Origin of the sequence: Pseudomonas sp. 21615526 (assembly GCF_013386245.1) — a bacterium.
Taxonomy (GTDB): Bacteria; Pseudomonadota; Gammaproteobacteria; order Pseudomonadales; family Pseudomonadaceae; genus Aquipseudomonas.
In genome coordinates, this window is the sequence record NZ_JACAOM010000102.1 from 1 (window position 1) to 18625 (window position 18625).

Consider the following 18625-nt stretch of genomic DNA (forward strand, 5'->3'; position numbering starts at 1 on the left):
AAATAACGGATATGTACACCGAATCAAACAGCCGCCAAAGAAGGCTCCAACTGCCGCTGAGCCAACCAAATCTCCTCCTGCAGCCACTGCGCAAACACCTGCAACTGCGGCGTATCCGTCTGCTCCGGCCGGGTCACCAGCCAATACGACTGATGCCCCTCCACATGCACATTCAGCACCTGCGTCAACTGCCCACTGGCCAGCTCCGAAGCGACCATATGCCAATCCGCAATGGTAATCCCCAACCCATCGATCGCCGCCCGGATCGCCAAATCCAGCAGGTCAAACTCATACCCCCCCTCGATATCAACCCCACTGATCCGCGCCGCATCCAGCCAATGCTTCCACGTCAGATACCGCTGATCCTCCCGCGCCAGCACATGCAGCAGCGTCATGCGATTCAGATCAATCCCGTCACTCCACTCCCGGGCATACAACGACGGCGCACACACCGCGATATGCCGCTCCTGAATCAACAACGAGCTGTCCAACCCATCCCATTCCCCATCGCCAAACCGAATCGCACAATCCAGCGTACTGGTCTCCGCCAGGCTGTCCTGCAACCGCGTGGTAATGCTCAACTCCAGCTCCGGATGCTGCTCGCGCAAGCGCCCCAACCGCGGCATCAACCAACGATTGGTAAACGTCGGCGGCGCATTGATGTGCAGTCGATTGGCATGGGACTTCTGCTGGATACTGCGCACCGTCAGCTCTATCTTGTCGAACGACTGGTGCAACGCCCGCAGCAATACCCGTCCGGCACTGGTCAATTCCAGGTGATGGTGACGACGCTCCAGCAGGGCCTCGCCCAGCTGTTCTTCAAGCTGGCGCACCTGGCGGCTGACCGCACTCTGCGTCACGTTCAACAGCTCGGCGGCCCGGGTAAAACTGCCGGTACTGCCGGCGACTTCGAAAGCTTTGAGGGCGTTGAGACCGGGCATTTTGCGTTTCATGGACGACACTCGGGAGCACAGGGGAAATAACCTGCACAACATACCTTTTTGTATTGGGTCAGCGGTAGCACCCCAGCCTGACAAACAATTAATCGTCACAAACGCTGAAAGTGTCGTTTATCGCTACAGACCGTCGCTCACGAATAAATAGCCTGCGTATAACGCATGCACACTAAGACAATTAAGCATTGGTCGTCGCCTGACTATAAACGCTAGTCTGCCGATGTACTTCCTGTAACTTCGCCCCTCTCTTTCGCGATTAACTTATCGAGTCATCGCCATGTCCAACGCACCCGTTTCATCCCGGCGAAGTATTGGCTTGCTGGCACTGGTGTTTACCGCCTGCAACGCCACCACCCACGGTTTCAGTGTGTTCCTGTATTCGGCGCTGTTGCCGCAGATCCGCCTGGCCTTTGAACTCAGTTACAGCCAGGCCGCATTGATCGCCGCGCTGTTGCAGCTGTTCTACATGGGCGCCTCGATTGCCAGCGGCCTGGCGGCGGCGTGGATCAGCCCGCGCAATATGGTGCGCCTGACCATCGTCCTCAGCCCCGCCCTGTTGGCCCTGGCCGTCGCCACGCCGTGGGTGCTGCCGTTTGCCCTGTGCCTGGCACTGGTGTCGGCGTGCGCGGTGTCGAACTGGAACGCGATTTCGGCCCTCGCTCAAGAGGTGATCCCGACTACACATCGCAGCCGGGTGCTGGGGCTGGCGTCCTCGGGCTCAGCCTTTGCGCTGTGCTTGAACGGGCTGTTGATCGCGCTGTTGCAGGGGTTGTCGTTGCGCCAGTTCTGGCTGATCTGCGCCGGGTTGACGCTGGTTGTCACGCTGTTGACCCTGTGGGCACTGGCCCCGATCAAGCAACCGGCACCACGCGAGACCATGGCGCCGGCGCTGAACCAAGTGCTGCGCCAATGGCTGAAGTTGTGCGTGGCACAACCGGTGGCAATGCAGATCGTCTTGCTCAGCGCGTTTATCGGCGCCATCAGCGGGCCGTTTCTGAATTTCCTGTCGGCGTTCGTCAGCGAGCAGCTACAGGCCAGCGCTTCCGTCACCGGCTCGATGTGGACGCTGATCGGGATCGGCGGTGTGATCGGCGGCTTGCTGCTGGGCACGCTGGCAGATCGTTGGGGGGCGTTGCGGGTGATGGCCCTGAGTATCGGCGCGTTTGGTCTGAGCATGCTCGGCTTGCTCGGGCACCCGAGCCTGGTACTGAGCTGGCTGGCGGCCGGGCTGTTCGCGCTGTTCTATTTCCCGTGTTGGGGCTTGATGGCCGCCTACGTCGGTGCCCGGCTCAGCCCGGTGCACAGCCTGCAAGTGGTGAGCCTGAGCATGGTCAGCTACGGCCTGGCCAGTGCCACCGGCAATGCCCTGTGCGGCTGGCTGCTGCAACTCACTGGCGAATTTGCGGTGGTGCACGGCTGGATCGCGGCCTGGGTGTTGGCCAGCCTGTTATTGCTCAAGCGCATGGCCCAGCGACACACCCGCGAAGCGCTGGCCGCCCAGATGCCCTGAGTGGCCCAGTTGCCGGCGCAGAATCTCCACCAGGGCATCCACTTCCGGCACCTGGCAACCGGCTGAACGCCAGAACATCAGGCGTGCCGGCGCAATCGGCGGGAAGCCCTGGCGCTCGTCCAGAATCTGCCAGTCGGGTGGCACCAGGCGCCGCGCCATCACGCCCACCGACAAGCCCTGCTCGATCGCAATCGCAATGCCGCGCGGGCTTTGGCTGGTGTAAACCACCTGCCACGAGCGCCCGGACTGGGCCAGCGCCTGCACGGCGTTCGCACGGAACGCGCAGCCTTCGGCGTACACCGCCAACGGCACCGACTGACGCCCCACGCAACTCCAGCTGGGCGCCGCGACCCACACCAACGGCTCGTCGCACAGGTATTCCCCGCTGTGCAAACCTGCGTGTTCCACCCCCAGCACCAAGTCCAGCTCGCCCCGTTGCAGGCGCCCCACCAGGGCCGTCGACATCTCGCAGCACACATCGGGCCGTACCTGGGAGAACTGCGCCTGGAAGTCCTTGAGCATCCCGCCCAGGCAATACTCGGCGTAGTCCTCGGGCATGCCGAGGTGGATACACACCTGTTGATTGGGCAATTGCGCGGCGCTGACGGCCTCGCTGTGCAGCTTGAGGATCTGCCGGGCGTAGATCAAAAAGGTTTCGCCACCGGGGGTCAGGCCCACCGAGCGGCTGGTACGGCGGATCAGTGGCGTGCCGACGATGTCTTCCAGGCGTTGCAGGCTCTGGCTGACGGTGGATTGGGTCTTGTGCAGGCGCTCGGCGGCCGCCGAAAACCCCTGGCACTCGATAATTGCCACAAACACTTTAAGCAGGGTGCCATCCAGTTCGCCCGACATAACTATCGCCCTCGCCGATGGATTCGATCACAACTTGTAATTTCCACTTTGCACCTCGTTCAGCAACTATCGGGTCAGCCAAAAAACACCAACTGATAGTTCCGGGAGTCTTGCATGAGCCTTCAACTTGCTGACGCTGAAGTGGGCGATATCAGCGACATTATTAATACCGAGCTGTATCCCATACATGATTCGGGCCATGTTCAATTACAGGCCCTGATCGAACACGCCCGGGCCGAACTGGCCGAAGACGGCTGCTGCCTGCTGAAGAACTTCCTGCGCCCCGCAGCGCTTGAGCAGGCGCGCCTGGAAGGTTTGGCGCTGTCGGGCAAGACGTTTTATTCGGTGCGCAAGGTCAACGCCTACTTCACCGAGGACGACACCTCCCTGCCCCACGATGACCCGCGCCGCACGTTCATGGAGCGCACCAGCGGCTTTGTGACCCGCGACATGATCGCCCCGGACGCGATCATCCACCGGCTGTACGTGTCGCCGATGATGAAACGCTTTATCGGTGCCTGCCTGAATGAGCCGGAAATCTTCGAGTACGCCGACCCGTTCGCCGGGCTGGTGATCAACGTGATGCCGGACGGCACCGAGCAGCCCTGGCACTTCGATACCAACGAATTCATCGTCAGCATGATGACCCAGAAGCCCGAGGCCGGCGGCCTGTTCGAGTACGCGCCGATGATTCGCTCGCGCACCCAGGAGAACCTCGGCGCCGTCGGCAAGGTGGTGCGTGGCGAGGACCGTTCGCGGGTGCAGGAACTGGAGCTGAATCCCGGCGATTTGCAGATATTCAAAGGGCGTTTTTCGGTGCACCGGGTGACCCGCGTGGAAGGCGCCACCGAGCGCAACACGGCGATCTTCGCCTACTCCGAAAAGCCCGGAATCATTGGCCGTGCCCAGCGCACCAAGCAGCTTTACGGACGCCTGTCCGAAGCCCATCTGCAAGCCGAACGCAACCTGGTCCGCAGCGACCAGTTGCTCGACTGATTCACACCTAAGAAACCTTGAAACCGTATTTGCCCTGCGAGGAACACCCTATGAGTCTGTCCGGCCCCAACCGCAACCCCGCTGACTGCGAACCTACCCATGACGAGATCCAGCAGATCCAGTTGGACCGTCTGCAACGGGTACGCAACGAGCTGAAAAAACGCGACTACGCCGCCTGCGTACTGTTCGACCCTACCCACATGCGCTACGCCACCGGCTCACGCAACATGCAGGTGTACTCGGCGCGCAACCCGGCCCGCTATGCGTTTATCCCGGCAGAAGGCCCGGTGGTGGTGTTCGAGTTCGGCGGCTGCCTGCACCTGGCCGAAACCCTCAACACCGTCGATGAAGTGCGCCCGGCCAAAGCCATCTCCTATTACTTCTGCGAAAGTTTCCTGGGCAATGTCACCGCCGACTGGGCCGCGGAAATCGATGAGCTGGTGCGCAAATGCGGCGGCGGCAAACGCATCGCCATTGAAAGCGCCACCTCCGCTGCGGCCTTCGAACTGCAAAAGCTCGGTTACCAGATTTTCGATGCCCAGGAACCGCTGGAACGTGCGCGCTGCATCAAGGTGCCGAACGAACTCAAGATGATCCGCGCCAGCCTGCGTGCCACTGAAGCCGGGGTGCGCCTGATGGAAAGCAAACTCACCCCCGGCATCAGCGAGAACGAGCTGTGGTCGCACCTGCACCAGCACGTGATCGCCACCGACGGTGATTACGTCGAGACCCGCCTGCTGTCCTCCGGCCCACGCACCAACCCGTGGTTCCAGGAGTGCAGCACCCGGCCCATCGAAGCCGGCGACCTGGTAGCGCTGGACACTGACGTGGTCGGGCGTTTCGGCTACTACGCCGACTTCTCGCGGACCTTCCTGTGCGGTGAACAAGCCGCCACCGCCAAGCAGCAGGAGCTGTACAAACTGGCCTACGAGCAAGTGCAGACCAACATGGAAATGCTCAAGGCCGGGCGCAGTTTCAAGGAGTACGCGGAACTGGCCTGGAAGATTCCCGAGCATTACAAAAACAACCGTTACTTCGCCCTGGTGCACGGGGTTGGCATGACCGGTGAATACCCCTACGTGGTGCATCGCGAAGATATTGATGCTTTGGGCTACGACGGCGTGTTCGAAGCCGGCATGACCATCTGCGTTGAAAGCTACATCGGCCACGACGACGGCGGCGAAGGGGTCAAGCTCGAAGAGCAGATCTACATCCACGAACACGGCATCGAGTTGCTCTCCGACTACCCGTTCGACCCGCGCTTGTTGAGGTACTGATCGTTCCCACGCTCTGCGTGGGAATGCATCCCGTGACGCTCTGCGTCACCGTTTCGCAGAGGGGACGCCGAACGTCCGGGGCGGCATTCCCACGCAGAGCGTGGGAACGATCGGTCGGTGGGGAGCGATATGTAACATGCGTTTATAGAACGTTCCAACGCAGAATTTGTCGTTTGTCGATCTTTGCGCAAATGACAAAACTGCGGGCATCTCTAATAAAAACAACATGAGAGCTGCCCTATGTCCTGTCCCATTGCCACCCTCCCGACTTCGTTGCGCCTTGTTCTTCTGCCGGCTTCACAGCGGTCACGGTCACGCCTTCGCGGCGCTTGCCATTGACCCTTGCGGTTCAACAAAAAAACGCATATTCGCAAGTACCGGAGAGGCTTATGAAAGAATTGACTACCCTGGACGGCGCCGCGCCGCATCCAGCCGTAAATGATCTGTGTGCCCAAGTGCAAAGCGGCGAAATCAACCGCCGCCAATTCCTGCGCACGGCCGCGCTGCTGGGCATCACCGTCGCCAGTGCCAGCACCTTTCTCGGTTCCGCACTGCTGGGCAATGACGCCCAGGCCGCCGAGCCACGCCAGGGCGGCAGCCTGCGGTTTGCCTGCGCGATCCAGGAAATCCAGGACCCGATGCTGATCACCTGGATCGAAGCCTCGAACCTGCTGCGCAACTCGGTGGAATACCTGACCTGGGTCGACGCCGACAACATCACCCACCCTTACCTCGCCGAGAGCTGGAGCCCGTCGGAAGACCTCGCTACCTGGACCTTCAACCTGCGCCAGAACGTGAAGTGGAGCAACGGCGACACCTTCAACGTCGACGACGTGCAGCACAATATCGAACGCTGGATCGCCGCCGATTCCAAGTCGGTGAACCGCACCGCGTTCCAGGACATCAAGGCCTTCGAAAAAGTCAGCGAGTTCCAGTTCCGCCTGGTGCTCAAGCGGCCGATCCTGGCGATCCCGGAGATGCTCAACGCCTTCACCTGCGCCATCGTGCACCGCAGCTTCAAGGCCGGTGACGACTGGGCGAAAAACCCGCTGGGCACCGGGCCGTTCAAGCTGGTTTCATTCGCCGTGAACAAGCAGGCGACCTTCGCCAAGCGCGCCGATTACTGGGGCAAACCAGCCAACCTTGACGAGTTGCGCTACATCGACATGGGCACCGACGTGTCCACCCACCTCGCCGCCCTGCAAGCCGGACAAGTCGACGTGCTGTACCGCGTGACGGTGGCTGAACTGGACCTGGCCAAGCGCTTGCCCGGGGCCCAGTTGCTGACCTGCAAGTCGGCGCAAACCGTGGTGATGCGCATGGCCTGCGACCAGAAGCCGTTCACCGACCTGCGCATCCGCAAGGCGGTGGTGCTGTGCGCCGATAACGCGCAGATGCTGAAGATCGCCTATCGCGGCATGGGCACCCTCGGCGAAGACCATCATGTGGCGCCTTCCCACCCCGAATATTTCCCGCTGCCCAAGCGCAACCGCGACGTGGCGGCGGCCAAGAAGCTGCTGGCCGAAGCCGGCTTCCCCAACGGCATCGACATTGACCTGATCGTCGGCAACACCCAGGGCCGCTATGAACAGGACTGCGCGCAGATCCTGCAACAGAACTGCCTGGAAGCCGGGATCCGCATCAACCTCAAGGTGATCCCCGCCGCGCAGTACTGGCCGATCTGGGACAAGGCCGCCTTCAGCCTGACCTACTGGGCCCATCGCCCGCTCGGTGTGATGTCCCTGGAGCTGGCCTACCGCGGCGGTGGCGCCTGGAACGAAAGCCATTACAGCGACCCGGCGTTCGATGCCGCGCTGGACAAGGCCATGGGCATCATCGACCCGAAACAGCGCGCCGTGGCGATGGAAAATGTCGAACGCATCCTGCAGGACGCCTGCGTGATCGTGCAGCCGTTCTGGGGCGACAAGTTCACCGCCGTGAGCAAAAAGGTCCAGGGCTTCCAAGTGCACCCTTCCGACTTCTACCCGATGGACAGTGTGTGGATGAGCGCTTGATTTAGCGCACGCCCTCCTCCCTGCCCGCACACGGGCAGGCATCCCTTGAACAGTCGGAGCATGCACCCATGGCTCATTTTCTGATGCGCAAGTTATTGGCGCTGGTGGCGACCCTGCTGTCGGTGTCATTGATCGTGTTCCTGGCCCTGGAACTGAATATCGAAGACGTGGCGATCAACGTCCTCGGCCCCTACTCCGCCGCCGACCAGCGCGCCGCGTGGCTGGTGGAACATGGCTATAACCAACCCTTTGTGTGGCGCTACCTGGTGTGGCTCAAGGACTTTGTCAGCGGCGACTGGGGCACCTCGGTGTACTTTCGCGAATCAGTGATCAAGCTGCTGCTGCCGAACCTTGCGCAAACCCTGACCCTGGCCGGCCTGGCCTTGCTGGTGATGGTGCCGGTGGCGTTGACCCTCGGCGTTCTGGCCGGGATTCGCCAGGGCTCGGCGCTGGACCGCCTGGTGTCGTTCCTGTCGATCGTCACCACCTCGATTCCCGACTTCGCCAGCGCGGTGTTCGTCTCCGCGATCTTTGTGTTCTGGCTTAACTGGCTGCCCGGTGTGAGCAGCATGAGCGAAGGCTTCAGCGTCGTGCAATTGGTGCTGCCACTGATGGTGCTGTGCCTGTTCGGCATCGGTTACCTGGCGCGCATCACCCGGGCCTCGATGGTGGAAGTGATGCAGGCGCCGTACATCCGCACGGCGCGACTCAAGGGCGCATCGACCTCACGCATTGTGCTGCGGCATGCCCTGCGCAATGTGCTGATCGCGCCGGTCACGGTGATCATGCTGTACATCCCGTGGCTGCTGTCGAACGTGATCGTGGTAGAGGTGTTCTTCGCCTACAAGGGCTTCGGCTCGCTGCTGTACACCGCCTCGCTGAACCATGACGTGTACCTGATCGAAGCCTGCGCGATGGTCAGTGCCGTGGTGGTGGGCATCACCAAGATTTTCTCGGACCTGGCCTACACCTGGCTCAACCCGCGCATCACCCTGCGCAGCCTCGGCGGAGGTGCCCAATGAACCTGCTGCACTCGTTCAAACATCCCTTGGCATTGCTCGGCCTGCTGCTGGTGGGCGGCTGGGTGCTGATCGCGCTGTTCGCACCGTGGATCGCGCCCCATGATCCGCTGGAAAGCTTCACGCCCTTGCTCACGCCAATGACCGTCGGCGACAACGGCCAGAGCTTCCTGCTGGGCACCGATATGATTGGCCGCGACATTCTCTCGCGGCTGATCTGGGGCACCCGTACCGTGCTGTTCTGGTCGATCCTCGCCACGCTCACCGCGTTTGCCGTGGGCATCGCCATGGGCCTGTGCGCCGGCTACTTCAACGGCTGGGTCGACAGCGTGCTGTCGTATGTGGCCGACACGGTGCTGTCGTTCCCGGTGCTGGTGTTGTACATCGTGATCATCATCGCCCTCGGTGCTTCGGCGCTGAATATCCTGATTGCGGTGACCTTCACCAGCGCACCGGCGATCTTCCGGATCATGCGCGCCCTGACCATCGATATTCGCTCGCGAGACTACGTGCTCAGCGCCATCACCCAGGGCGAGGGCTCGCTGCGGATCATGCTGGTGGAAATCCTGCCCAACTGCGGCGGGCCGCTGATTGTCGATTTTTGCCTGCGCATCGGCTACACCGCGATCATGATCGGCGCCCTCGGCTTCCTGGGCCTCGGGCTGCCGCCGCCCACACCGGACTGGGGCGGCATGATCAATGACGGCCGCGCCATGGCCATCGCCTTCCCGCACCTGGTGATCTTCCCGTGCATCGCCATCTCCACCCTGATGCTGGGCCTGAGCCTGTTGGCGGACGGCCTGGATGAACACGCCCAGAAAGGCGCAAGGAGTTGAGCATGAACCACACGCAAGTACTGCGGGTGCAGAACCTGTCCATCGAATTGCCCGCCGGCGCCGACCGCAGCCACGCGGTGCAAGGCATCAGCCTGGAAGTGCGCAAGGGCGAAATCCTCTGCGTGATCGGCGAGTCCGGCTCCGGCAAGTCCGTGCTGTCGGCGGCGATCATGGGCGACTACGCCAAGGGTTTGCGGCATACCGAAGGCGTGATCGACTTCCTCGGCGATGACATTTGCACCCTCAACGAGGAGCGTTTGCGCCAGCTGCGGGGCAACCGTATTGCGATGATTTTCCAGGAGCCCATGGCGGCGCTGAACCCGGCGATTCGCATTGGCAAGCAAGTGGAAGAGATCTTCGATATTCACGCACCGCAGATGCCGGCGGCGGAGCGTCGCGAGCGCATGTTGGCGCTGCTGGAATCCACCCAACTACCGGACCCGCCACGCATCGCCAACAGCTTTGCGCACCAATTGTCTGGCGGCCAGTGCCAGCGAGTGGTGATTGCCATGGCGCTGGCGATGAACCCGGACCTGCTGATCGCCGACGAACCCACCACGGCGCTGGACGTGACCACCCAGGCGCAAGTGCTGAAGCTGGTGCGCGAGCTGCGCGGCCGCGGGCAACACGGCATTCTGTTTATCACCCATGACTTCGGCGTGGTGGCGCAGATTGCCGACCGTATCGCGGTGATGGAAGGCGGCCGGCTGGTGGAAATCGGCGAGCGCGACCAGGTGCTGAATGCCCCGGCCCACGCCTACACCCGCAAGCTGATTGCGGCCGTGCCGGCGCTGCACCCGGAGCTGCACAAGCCGAGTGCCGACGGCGAGCTGGCATTGCGCATCGAGCACCTGACCAAGACCTACACCGTCGGCGGCAGCTCGGTGGCGGCCTTGCGCAATGTCTCGCTGCAACTGCCACGGGGCAAGACCCTGGCGATTGTCGGCGAGTCCGGTTCGGGCAAAAGCACGTTGGTGAAAGCCGCGATCCGCCTGGTGGACAGCGACAGCGGCCACGTATGGGTCGGTGACACCGACTTCCTGGCCCTGCGCGGCTCGGCGCTGGCGGCGAATCGTCGGCGCATCCAGATGATTTTCCAGGACCCGTATGGCTCGCTCAATCCTCGGCACCGTGTGGGCGACATCATCGCCCGCGCCGCGCAATTGCGCGGGTTGTCGGCCAAGGATGCGTGGGCTGAAGCCGGAGATTTGCTGGAACAGGTGGGCCTCAAGCGCGACGCCCTCAAGCGCAAGCCCCGGCAGTTCTCCGGCGGCCAGCGCCAGCGCATCGGCATTGCCCGCGCCCTGGCGATGCGCCCGGAAGTGTTGATCGCCGATGAGAGCGTGTCGGCCCTGGATGTCTCGGTGCAGAAACAGGTGCTGGAACTGCTGGCCGAACTGCAGCAGCGGCTGAACCTGAGCATCCTGTTCATCACCCACGACCTGCGGGTGGCGGCGCAGATCAGCGACTACATCGCGGTGATGCGCCAGGGCGAAGTCGTGGAATACGGCACTGCCGAGCAAGTGTTGCTGCGACCTCAGAACACTTACACCCAGACCTTGCTGGCCGCCGCCCCCGGCGCCTCGGAGCTGCCCGCCGCCGGCCCGCCGCTGCGGCTGATTCGCCCGCAAGCGCACTGAGTCAACCCTTTACCCCGCGTCGCAGCGTTCGTTGCGGCAAGGGGCTGCTGTTGCCAAAAAATAACCAATAACGAGAGCAAAACCATGCGACCAACCTTCCGTTACATCGCTCTGGTCCCTGTGCTTGGCGCCCTTGCGGCACCGGCCATGGCCATTCAAGTCACCGACAACCTCGACCTCGGCGGCGCCGTGCGCGCCCGTTGGGACTACGACCCGGATCGCGACATCCAGAAGTTCGGCCTCGACACCGCGTACCTCAGCGCCAAGTACAATTCCGACACCTGGATCGGCGAAGCGCAGTACCGTTTCTACGGGCGCTCCTACCCGTACCAGTACACCAAGAACTACGGCGATATCCAGTTCGCCAAGTTCGCCTGGGTGGGCTACAAGTTCAACCCCGACCAGCAGGTGCAAGTGGGCCTGAACACCGTGCCGTTTGGCTTGCAGCCGTACTTCGGCAGCACCTTCTACGAAACCCTGGGCAACGTCATCGGCCTGGAAGATGTGCAGCAGGTGGGCGCCAAGTACATCCAGCAAAGCGGCGACTGGAACATCCAGGCCGGTTACTACCTGCGCCCGGCGTGGCAAGGCAAAGGCACGAGCAAGGGCGTGACCTACTCCAGCGTGATCTCCGAGGCCGACAGCTACGTGGGCGACGGCAGCAACAACCAGGAACGCAACACCGTGGTGGTGCGGGTGGCCAAGGCCATGGACCTGGGCGGGTGGAAATCGGAAGTCGGGCTGTCCGGCCTGACCTCCACCCTGGAGAACAAGGACACCAACGACGATGGCCGGCGCAACGCGGTGGCGATCCACTACCTGGGCAAGAACGGCCCGTGGGGCGTGCAATTGCAGGCGGCACGCCAGCAGATGTCACCGCGCAACCCGGGCACCGACAGCGTGGTGACCCTGGGCGGGTATGACGGCACGTTCAACGTGGCCAGCCGCGGCAATCTGTATGTGGCGGATTTGAGCTACGACGTGGGTGGCAAGTACCTGTTTGACCAGGTCAGCGGTGTGAAGCTGTATGCCAACTACAGTGCGTTTGACAAGTCCGAGGATCAGTTCAAGACCTCGCAGCGGGTGATCCTGGGCACGTCGTTTTCGGTGAGTAAACTGTGGGTGGCCACGGAGTGGTTGATCGGCAAGAACGATCCGTATATTGGTGGGAGCAGCTATACCGAGAGCTTGGGAGCTGGGGGGAGTAACCAGTGGGAGAATCAGTTGTATATGAACATTGGGTACTACTTCTAAAATAGGCGGCGTCTTCACTGACGCCTTCGCGAGCAAGCCCGCTCCCACATTTTGACCGCGGCGCCGATCAAATGTGGGAGCGGGCTTGCTCGCGAAGAGGCCGCCAAAAACACCATAAAAACAACAGGTGTGGAATCCATTTCATGCGCCAACTGCCCTCCCTCAACATGCTCCGTGTCTTCGAAGAAGTCGCCCGCCACCGCAGCTTCAGCCAGGCCGCCGTGGGCCTCAACGTCACCCAGGGCGCCGTCAGCCGCCAGATCAAACAACTGGAAGACTACCTCGGCGTCGCCCTCTTCATCCGCACACCCCAGGGCCTGTCCCTGACCGAAGCCGGCTTCGCCCTCTCCCCGCACCTGAGCGACGCCTTCGACCATATCGAGCGCGCCCTTCACGCCGTGCGCGTGCCCAACCTGCGCCAGCGCCTGCGCATCGTCGCGCCGCCCACCTGGGCCACCCGCTGGCTGTCCGCCCACCTGCGCCGGTTTTGCGAGCGTTACCCGGACATCAACCTCAGCGTCACCCACCAGAACACCCATGCGAGCCTGGCGGAAATCGACTGCCAGGTCCGCTTCGGCCTGGAAGCGGCCACGCAGTGCAGCAGTGAACTGTTGGTGATGGAACGCCACATCGCCGTCGCCAGCCCGGAACTGTTCAGCGACGGTCAGCCGCCCGACCTGCGGCGCTTTCCGCTGCTGCACATCCTGCACGACGGTAAGCGCTTGCAGGTCTGGGAGAACTGGCTGGCGGCCATGGGCCGGGAAGATATCGATGCAGGCCAGGGCCTGGAATTCAGCACCCTGGACCAGGTGATCCACACCGCCCTGGCCGGCGGTGGGCTCGCGGTGATCGACCGGCAGATGATCGAGCGTGAACTGGCGAATGGCAGCCTGCTGCCGATCACCCCGGTGGAGGTGATCGGCCCGTATGGCTATTGGCTGGATGTGGCAAGTGACAAGCAGGGTTTATCCAAGGTTCGGTTGTTTACGCAGTGGTTGAACCGGGTGAGCAATCCCTGACACCGCAGGCTCGGCCTTGCACGCCTGGCTCAAGGTCAACGCCTTGGTTTCCGGCGCCCAGGCCCAGGAGATGATCGCGCCCAGCACCAGGATAGCGGCGAGGATGCCCATGGTCGGGCTCAGGCCGATCCCCGCTACGCTCACCGGCAACAGGAAGGTACTCACCGCCGAACCCAGGCGGCTGATGGCTGTGGCAAGGCCGATGCCGCTGGCCCGCACTTCGGTCGGGAAGCTCTCCGCCGGGAATACGCCCACCAGGTTGCTCACCGCCGACAGCACCAGGGTGAAGACGCCGAACGTCAGCACCATCAACCACGCCATGCTGCCCGGCAATACCGCCAGCAGGAACAGCGCCGCCGCCAGGATGATGAACGAGTTGATCAGAAAGCCGCGCCGGGAGAATTTCACGGTGCACCAGATGCCGATCAAGGCGCCGATGATCAGCAGCAGGTTGAGCATCAGCTCGGTGCCAAAACCTTCGGCCAGGCCCATCTTCTGCAGGATCGACGGCAGGAAGGTGTAGATGGCGAAGTACGGCATCACGATGCACACGAAGAACAGGCAGTTGAACGCGGTGCGCTTGCGGTATTCACGGCTGAACAGCACGCCGTAGCCGGAACGGGTTTGCGTCGACGGTTCTTCATCGAGGACCACGTGTTCGCCGAGGTGTTTCTTGACGATGGCTCGGGCCTCGGCAATCCGGCCCTGGTTGATCAGCCAGCGCGGCGATTCGGGCGTGCCGATGCGCGCGATCAGGATCAGCCCGGCAGGAATTGCCGACGATGCGAGCATCCAGCGCCAGGCATCATCGCCGAGGCTGAGCATGGCGGTGCCGACGAAAGTCGCGGCCACGTAACCAACCGTCCACACCACGCTGAAGGAGCCCAGCAGTACCCCGCGATGTTTCCTGGGCGAGAACTCGGCAAGCATCGCGTGGCCGACGCTGAAGTCGCCGCCCAGGCCGATACCGATCAACACCCGGCAGAGGAACAGGCCCATGGCGGTTTCGGCGTAGAACTGCATCACCGAGGCAACGGTGATCAGGACGAAGCTGACCAGGAAGATTTTCTGCCGGCCGAGGGTGTCGGAGATCCAGCCAAAGAACAGGCTGCCCATAAACAGGCCGATCAGGGCCGAGGCGCCGATCAGGCCTTGCCAGAAGGCGTCCAGTTGCATCTGTGGGCTGAGCAAGGTGAAGGCAATGCCGATCAGGCCGAGGATATAGCCGTCGGTGAAGTGCGCACCGAAGGTCAGGCCGGCGATTTTAAGGTGGAAGCGACCGATGGGCAGGTCGTCGATTTTGATGGGTTGGGTGGACATGGTGTTCTCCATATTTTTGTTCTTGACGGAGTAACAACGGGCAAGCCCGCTCCCACATTGGATCGGGGTTGTTTGGGTAAATGGGGTCAGAGACCGCCCATCAACAGGTATTTGATCTCCAGGTAATCCTCCAGGCCGTACCTGGAACCTTCACGGCCCAGGCCCGACTCCTTGATCCCGCCAAACGGTGCGACTTCGGTGGAGATGATCCCTTCGTTGATCCCGACCATGCCCGCTTCCAGGCCTTCGGCCATGCGCCATACGCGGCCGATGTCGCGGCTGTAGAAGTAGGCGGACAAGCCAAACGGCGTGTCATTCGCCCGTTGCAGCACTTCGGCTTCGTCCTTGAAGCGGAAGCAGGCCGCCACCGGGCCGAAGGTTTCTTCCTGGGCAATCAGCATCTCGCCGTGGGCTTCGGTGAGGATGGTCGGTTCGAAGAACGTCCCGCCCAAGGCATGGCGACGGCCGCCGCACAGCAGCTTGGCGCCTTTCTCCAGGGCGTCGCCGACGTGGGCTTCAACCTTGGCCAACGCGGCCGCATTGATCAGCGGGCCTTGTTCGGTTTCGCCCTCGAGGGCGCTGCCGACGCGCATCGCAGAGACCGCTTCGGCCAGCTTGCGGGTGAACGCATCGTACACAGCGTCCTGGATAAAGAAGCGGTTGACGCAGACGCAGGTCTGCCCGGTATTGCGAAACTTGGAAGCCATGGCGCCTTTGACGGCAGCGTCCAGGTCGGCATCGTCGAACACGATAAAGGGCGCGTTGCCGCCCAGTTCCAGGGAGACCTTTTTCAGGGTGTCGGCGGCCTGGCGCATCAGCAGCTTGCCGGTGCGGGTGGAGCCGGTGAAGGACAGCTTGCGCACAATGCTGGAGGCTTGCAGTGCGCCACCGATGGCCACGGCATCGCCGGACACGATGTTGAACACGCCCGCCGGAATCCCGGCCTGTTCTGCCAACACCGCCAGGGCGAAAGCCGACAGCGGGGTTTCTTCCGACGGTTTGAGAATCATCGTGCAACCCGCCGCCAGCGCCGGGCCAACCTTGCGGGTGACCATGGCCAGGGGAAAGTTCCACGGGGTGATCGCCGCGACCACGCCAATGGCTTCCTTGGTCACGATGATGCGGGCGTCGGCCTTGTGGCTCGGGATCACGTCGCCATAGGCACGCTTGGCTTCTTCGGCAAACCATTCGAGGAAGCTCGCGGCGTAGACCACTTCGCCCATGGCTTCGGCCAGCGGCTTGCCCTGTTCCAGGCTGAGCAGGTGGGCCAGGTCCTTCTGGTTGCTCAGCATCAACTCGCTCCAGCGCTTGAGGCGCTGGCTGCGCTCCTTGGCGGTGAGCTTGCGCCAGGCCGGCAACGCGCGGTTGGCGGCGGCAATGGCTAGGTTGGTTTCTTCAGCACCGGCGCGTTGTACTTCGGCGATCTGCGCACCATTGGCCGGGTTGCGCACCGGGTAGACCGGCCCACCGCTGGACCATTGGCCATCAATGAAATTGCCTGTGCGAATCAGCGGGTTCATGCCACGGCCTCTATCAGGTTAAAACGGTCCAGGCCCGGACGGGCGCTGCGCAAGATGCGTTTGCCGGCGGTGTAGTCGTTGATCACATCGCACGGCGTGTAGTTGCGTTCCAGCTCGTGCAGTTCTTCGGCATCCAGTTGGGTGTCGAGGGCTGCAAGCGCGCTATCAAATTGTGCGGTGGTGTCGGCGCCCACCAGCATCACGTCCACACCCGGATGATTGGCCACCCAGGCCTGGGCAATCTGTGCGTTGGACACGCCACGGGCACGGGCCACACGTTGCACCGAGTGGGCGATGTCGAACGACGCCTGGTCGCTGTACATCTGCTGGGTGAAGAAGTCGGTCTGGTTGCGGGTCGACTGCACTTCGCCGGTGAGCAAGCCACGGGCCAGCGGGCTGAACACCGACACGCCCAGGCCCTGGTCGCGGCAGAACGGGATCATCTCGCGCTCTTCCTCGCGGTAGGCGCAGTTCAGTTGCAGCTGCATGTTGATCGGCTTGACCCAGCCATTGCGCTCGCAGGCCATGAGGATTTTTGCCAGTTGCCCGGTGAGCATGGTCGACACGCCGATGTAGCGCGCCTTGCCGGAACGCACGATGTCGTTGAGGGCGCCCATGGTTTCTTCCACCGGGGTGTTCACGTCGAAGTAATGCAGCATGAACACGTCGACGTAATCCATGCCAAGGCGGCTCAGGGACGCGTCGATGCTGTCCATGATGTGCTTGCGCGAATGGCCGCTGGCATTGATGCCGCTGCGGGTGCCGTAGCCGACCTTGGTGGTGACCACGATGTCTTCACGGCGCGCAACGCGCTTGAGGATGCGCCCGACCACTTCCTCGCCGACGCCTGCGGAATAGAAGTCCGCCAGGTCGATGAAGTTGACACCGTTGGCCAGGGCATGGGCAACGATGGGTTCGCTTTGTTTCTCGTCGAAGATCCACGGTTTCCAGTCCGGGGTGCCCATGTTCATGGTGCCCAGGCACAGGCGCGAGACTTGCAGGCCGGAGTTGCCCAAACGGATGTATTGCATGGGAATGTCCTCAGGCTTTTGGCGTGTAGAAAGGGTTGCTGATGTGGTGGACCACATCCGCCAGTTGCGCGGTGTGCGGCAAGCCTGTGAGGGCGGCGCGGATCGCGGTGCGGCAGGCGTTGTAGTTGTTGAGGTAGACCGCATCCAGGTCATCGCAGGCCGGGTTGACCCAGTTGGCGGTGACAATCGCCCACTCGTCCTCGGCTTCCGGCGGCAGGGTGCCGTCGAGCAGGGCTTCGAGCACCGCCTTGGCGATCCCGGCCTGGGACGCGCCCCAGGTGGCATTGCCGTGCAGGTCGCTGCCGATGGCGGCCTTGTTGACGTAGAGGGTCATGGGTTTGACCGGGATGTTCGGCTGGGCAATCACCATGAACGGGCAATGGCCCTGGCTTGGCGACGCCAAACTGTTGGCAAACGCCTGGCCGGCCGGACCGTTGCGCGGGCCGATGAGGATGTTGATGTGGGCAGCATTGACGCCTGGGCCTTCGAAGCCTTCGCCGATGTACAGATCAAGTGCTTTCATTTCGCAAACGCTCTTTTTTGTTATGGGGAGCTGGTTGGCGAATTTTTAGCACTGGCCCGGGTAGCGGCCGTAACCATTAAAAGTCATGGGGCTGTGAGTTTTAGTCATGGCCCTGCGACCATCGGCCTGGTCTTGTGCGTTGACCATCGTTGTCACACCCCATATAGTGTGCCCACAAACACAGACAACCACTACATAGTGTGCAAGAACGCTGAACACCGACCACACTATGCGCAGTATTTCAATGCCTTGAAGCCTGCAAAACGCACATTTTTGAACACGCTGGGTGAATCGAAGCCCACGCCGTCAGACGGACCACGAAGGAGCAATTCAATGCTGAGTTGGGATGAAGCAGATCAACCAGACACCGGTGACGTAGTCATCCGGGGCGCCAACGCCGGCCACGCCACCGAAGCCAACATGGACCGCCTCGACGGTGCCGGCGCTGCCGCCGCCCTTGAAGCCCGCAACGTGACCGCCAGCGACTCCGCCGCGATCATCCGGGCCAAGGCCGCCCTCGACAAACTCGACGTCGCCGAAGGCCTCGCCGAACTCGAAGGCTCCGCCGCCCGCGTCGCCGTAGACGAAAAGCGCATGATCAACTGCCGCGCCGACCTCAACCAACTCGTACCTTTCAAGTACGACTGGGCCTGGCAGAAATACCTCGACGGCTGCGCCAACCACTGGATGCCGCAAGAGGTCAACATGACCGCCGACATCGCCCTGTGGAAAAATCCGGAAGGCCTGACCGACGACGAACGTCGCATCGTGATGCGCAACCTCGGCTTCTTCTCCACTGCGGATTCGTTGGTCGCCAACAACCTGGTATTGGCCGTGTACCGCCTGATCACCAACCC

General features: G+C 62.4%; 16 protein-coding genes. 10 read left to right on the forward strand and 6 right to left on the reverse strand.

Translation table 11 applies throughout. The annotated features are described in order from the left end of the window. Positions 1-23: 23 nt before the first annotated feature. Entirely contained in the window at positions 24-953 is a 930-nt protein-coding gene (locus HX786_RS25510; RefSeq protein ID WP_032899060.1) for a LysR substrate-binding domain-containing protein, read from the reverse strand. A 280-nt stretch (positions 954-1233) separates the two neighbouring features. On the opposite strand from HX786_RS25510, the gene HX786_RS25515 reads away from it, so the two are divergent. Continuing rightward, a complete protein-coding gene (locus tag HX786_RS25515) occupies positions 1234-2466 on the forward strand; it encodes an MFS transporter (RefSeq protein WP_177070543.1) in 1233 nt (410 codons plus the stop codon). Here HX786_RS25515 and HX786_RS25520 read toward each other — a convergent pair. Continuing rightward, complete coding sequence (locus HX786_RS25520) at positions 2404-3318, reverse strand: LysR family transcriptional regulator (RefSeq protein ID WP_134326764.1); 915 nt, start codon at positions 3316-3318, stop codon at positions 2404-2406. The two genes, HX786_RS25515 and HX786_RS25520, sit on opposite strands and share 63 nt — an antisense overlap. A gap of 114 nt (positions 3319-3432) precedes the next feature. On the opposite strand from HX786_RS25520, the gene HX786_RS25525 reads away from it, so the two are divergent. The 8 genes from HX786_RS25525 to HX786_RS25560 all read left to right on the forward strand — a co-directional run bounded on the left by HX786_RS25525 (position 3433) and on the right by HX786_RS25560 (position 13374). After that, positions 3433-4314, forward strand: coding sequence for a hypothetical protein (locus HX786_RS25525; protein WP_008432881.1), 882 nt, complete (start codon positions 3433-3435; stop codon positions 4312-4314). 50 nt (positions 4315-4364) lie between these two features. Then, positions 4365-5591: a Xaa-Pro peptidase family protein gene (locus HX786_RS25530; protein WP_003218567.1), complete on the forward strand. Its 1227-nt coding sequence runs from the start codon at positions 4365-4367 to the stop codon at positions 5589-5591. A 389-nt stretch (positions 5592-5980) separates the two neighbouring features. Continuing rightward, positions 5981-7606 carry an ABC transporter substrate-binding protein gene (locus HX786_RS25535; protein ID WP_134326765.1) on the forward strand — a complete coding sequence of 542 codons (1626 nt, stop codon included), beginning with the start codon at positions 5981-5983 and terminating at the stop codon, positions 7604-7606. Positions 7607-7674: 68 nt separating this feature from the next. Then, the gene (locus HX786_RS25540; RefSeq protein ID WP_102369228.1) at positions 7675-8628 is read left to right on the forward strand and encodes an ABC transporter permease; all 954 of its coding nucleotides are present in this window, start codon (positions 7675-7677) and stop codon (positions 8626-8628) included. Continuing rightward, positions 8625-9461 (forward strand): ABC transporter permease, encoded by an 837-nt coding sequence (locus tag HX786_RS25545; RefSeq protein WP_134326767.1) that lies wholly within the window; start codon positions 8625-8627, stop codon positions 9459-9461. The genes HX786_RS25540 and HX786_RS25545 overlap by 4 nt, the downstream gene beginning before the upstream one ends. Before the next feature lie 2 nt (positions 9462-9463). Next, positions 9464-11101: an ABC transporter ATP-binding protein gene (locus tag HX786_RS25550; RefSeq protein ID WP_178912753.1), complete on the forward strand. Its 1638-nt coding sequence runs from the start codon at positions 9464-9466 to the stop codon at positions 11099-11101. An 84-nt stretch (positions 11102-11185) separates the two neighbouring features. Next, the gene (locus HX786_RS25555) at positions 11186-12355 is read left to right on the forward strand and encodes a hypothetical protein (protein WP_003218578.1); all 1170 of its coding nucleotides are present in this window, start codon (positions 11186-11188) and stop codon (positions 12353-12355) included. 143 nt (positions 12356-12498) lie between these two features. Beyond that, entirely contained in the window at positions 12499-13374 is an 876-nt protein-coding gene (locus tag HX786_RS25560; protein ID WP_177021275.1) for a LysR substrate-binding domain-containing protein, read from the forward strand. On the opposite strand, the gene HX786_RS25565 is transcribed toward HX786_RS25560, so the two are convergent. From HX786_RS25565 to fae, 4 genes are all read right to left on the reverse strand, one after another. Next, a complete protein-coding gene (locus tag HX786_RS25565; RefSeq protein WP_177040191.1) occupies positions 13321-14694 on the reverse strand; it encodes an MFS transporter in 1374 nt (457 codons plus the stop codon). The two genes, HX786_RS25560 and HX786_RS25565, sit on opposite strands and share 54 nt — an antisense overlap. Positions 14695-14780: 86 nt before the next feature. Next, complete coding sequence (locus HX786_RS25570; RefSeq protein WP_003212399.1) at positions 14781-16214, reverse strand: NAD-dependent succinate-semialdehyde dehydrogenase; 1434 nt, start codon at positions 16212-16214, stop codon at positions 14781-14783. Then, a complete protein-coding gene (locus tag HX786_RS25575; protein ID WP_102606526.1) occupies positions 16211-17245 on the reverse strand; it encodes an aldo/keto reductase in 1035 nt (344 codons plus the stop codon). Before HX786_RS25575 ends, HX786_RS25570 begins: the two co-directional genes overlap by 4 nt. A 10-nt stretch (positions 17246-17255) precedes the next feature. Next, complete coding sequence (fae, locus tag HX786_RS25580; RefSeq protein WP_178912754.1) at positions 17256-17768, reverse strand: formaldehyde-activating enzyme; 513 nt, start codon at positions 17766-17768, stop codon at positions 17256-17258. 333 nt (positions 17769-18101) lie between these two features. Between fae and HX786_RS25585 the strand changes: the two genes are divergently transcribed. Beyond that, the coding region (locus HX786_RS25585) for a ribonucleotide-diphosphate reductase subunit beta (RefSeq protein WP_178912755.1) at positions 18102-18625 on the forward strand (524 nt) is incomplete at its 3' end.

Bases quoted from the DNA above. Each gene is read 5' to 3' on its own strand.
- HX786_RS25510 (WP_032899060.1), bottom strand. From the start codon at position 953: ATGAAACGCAAAATGCCCGGTCTCAACGCCCTCAAAGCTTTCGAAGTC.
- HX786_RS25515 (WP_177070543.1), top strand. From the start codon at position 1,234: ATGTCCAACGCACCCGTTTCATCCCGGCGAAGTATTGGCTTGCTGGCA.
- HX786_RS25520 (WP_134326764.1), bottom strand. From the start codon at position 3,318: ATGTCGGGCGAACTGGATGGCACCCTGCTTAAAGTGTTTGTGGCAATT.
- HX786_RS25525 (WP_008432881.1), top strand. From the start codon at position 3,433: ATGAGCCTTCAACTTGCTGACGCTGAAGTGGGCGATATCAGCGACATT.
- HX786_RS25530 (WP_003218567.1), top strand. From the start codon at position 4,365: ATGAGTCTGTCCGGCCCCAACCGCAACCCCGCTGACTGCGAACCTACC.
- HX786_RS25535 (WP_134326765.1), top strand. From the start codon at position 5,981: ATGAAAGAATTGACTACCCTGGACGGCGCCGCGCCGCATCCAGCCGTA.
- HX786_RS25540 (WP_102369228.1), top strand. From the start codon at position 7,675: ATGGCTCATTTTCTGATGCGCAAGTTATTGGCGCTGGTGGCGACCCTG.
- HX786_RS25545 (WP_134326767.1), top strand. From the start codon at position 8,625: ATGAACCTGCTGCACTCGTTCAAACATCCCTTGGCATTGCTCGGCCTG.
- HX786_RS25550 (WP_178912753.1), top strand. From the start codon at position 9,464: ATGAACCACACGCAAGTACTGCGGGTGCAGAACCTGTCCATCGAATTG.
- HX786_RS25555 (WP_003218578.1), top strand. From the start codon at position 11,186: ATGCGACCAACCTTCCGTTACATCGCTCTGGTCCCTGTGCTTGGCGCC.
- HX786_RS25560 (WP_177021275.1), top strand. From the start codon at position 12,499: ATGCGCCAACTGCCCTCCCTCAACATGCTCCGTGTCTTCGAAGAAGTC.
- HX786_RS25565 (WP_177040191.1), bottom strand. From the start codon at position 14,694: ATGTCCACCCAACCCATCAAAATCGACGACCTGCCCATCGGTCGCTTC.
- HX786_RS25570 (WP_003212399.1), bottom strand. From the start codon at position 16,214: ATGAACCCGCTGATTCGCACAGGCAATTTCATTGATGGCCAATGGTCC.
- HX786_RS25575 (WP_102606526.1), bottom strand. From the start codon at position 17,245: ATGCAATACATCCGTTTGGGCAACTCCGGCCTGCAAGTCTCGCGCCTG.
- fae (WP_178912754.1), bottom strand. From the start codon at position 17,768: ATGAAAGCACTTGATCTGTACATCGGCGAAGGCTTCGAAGGCCCAGGC.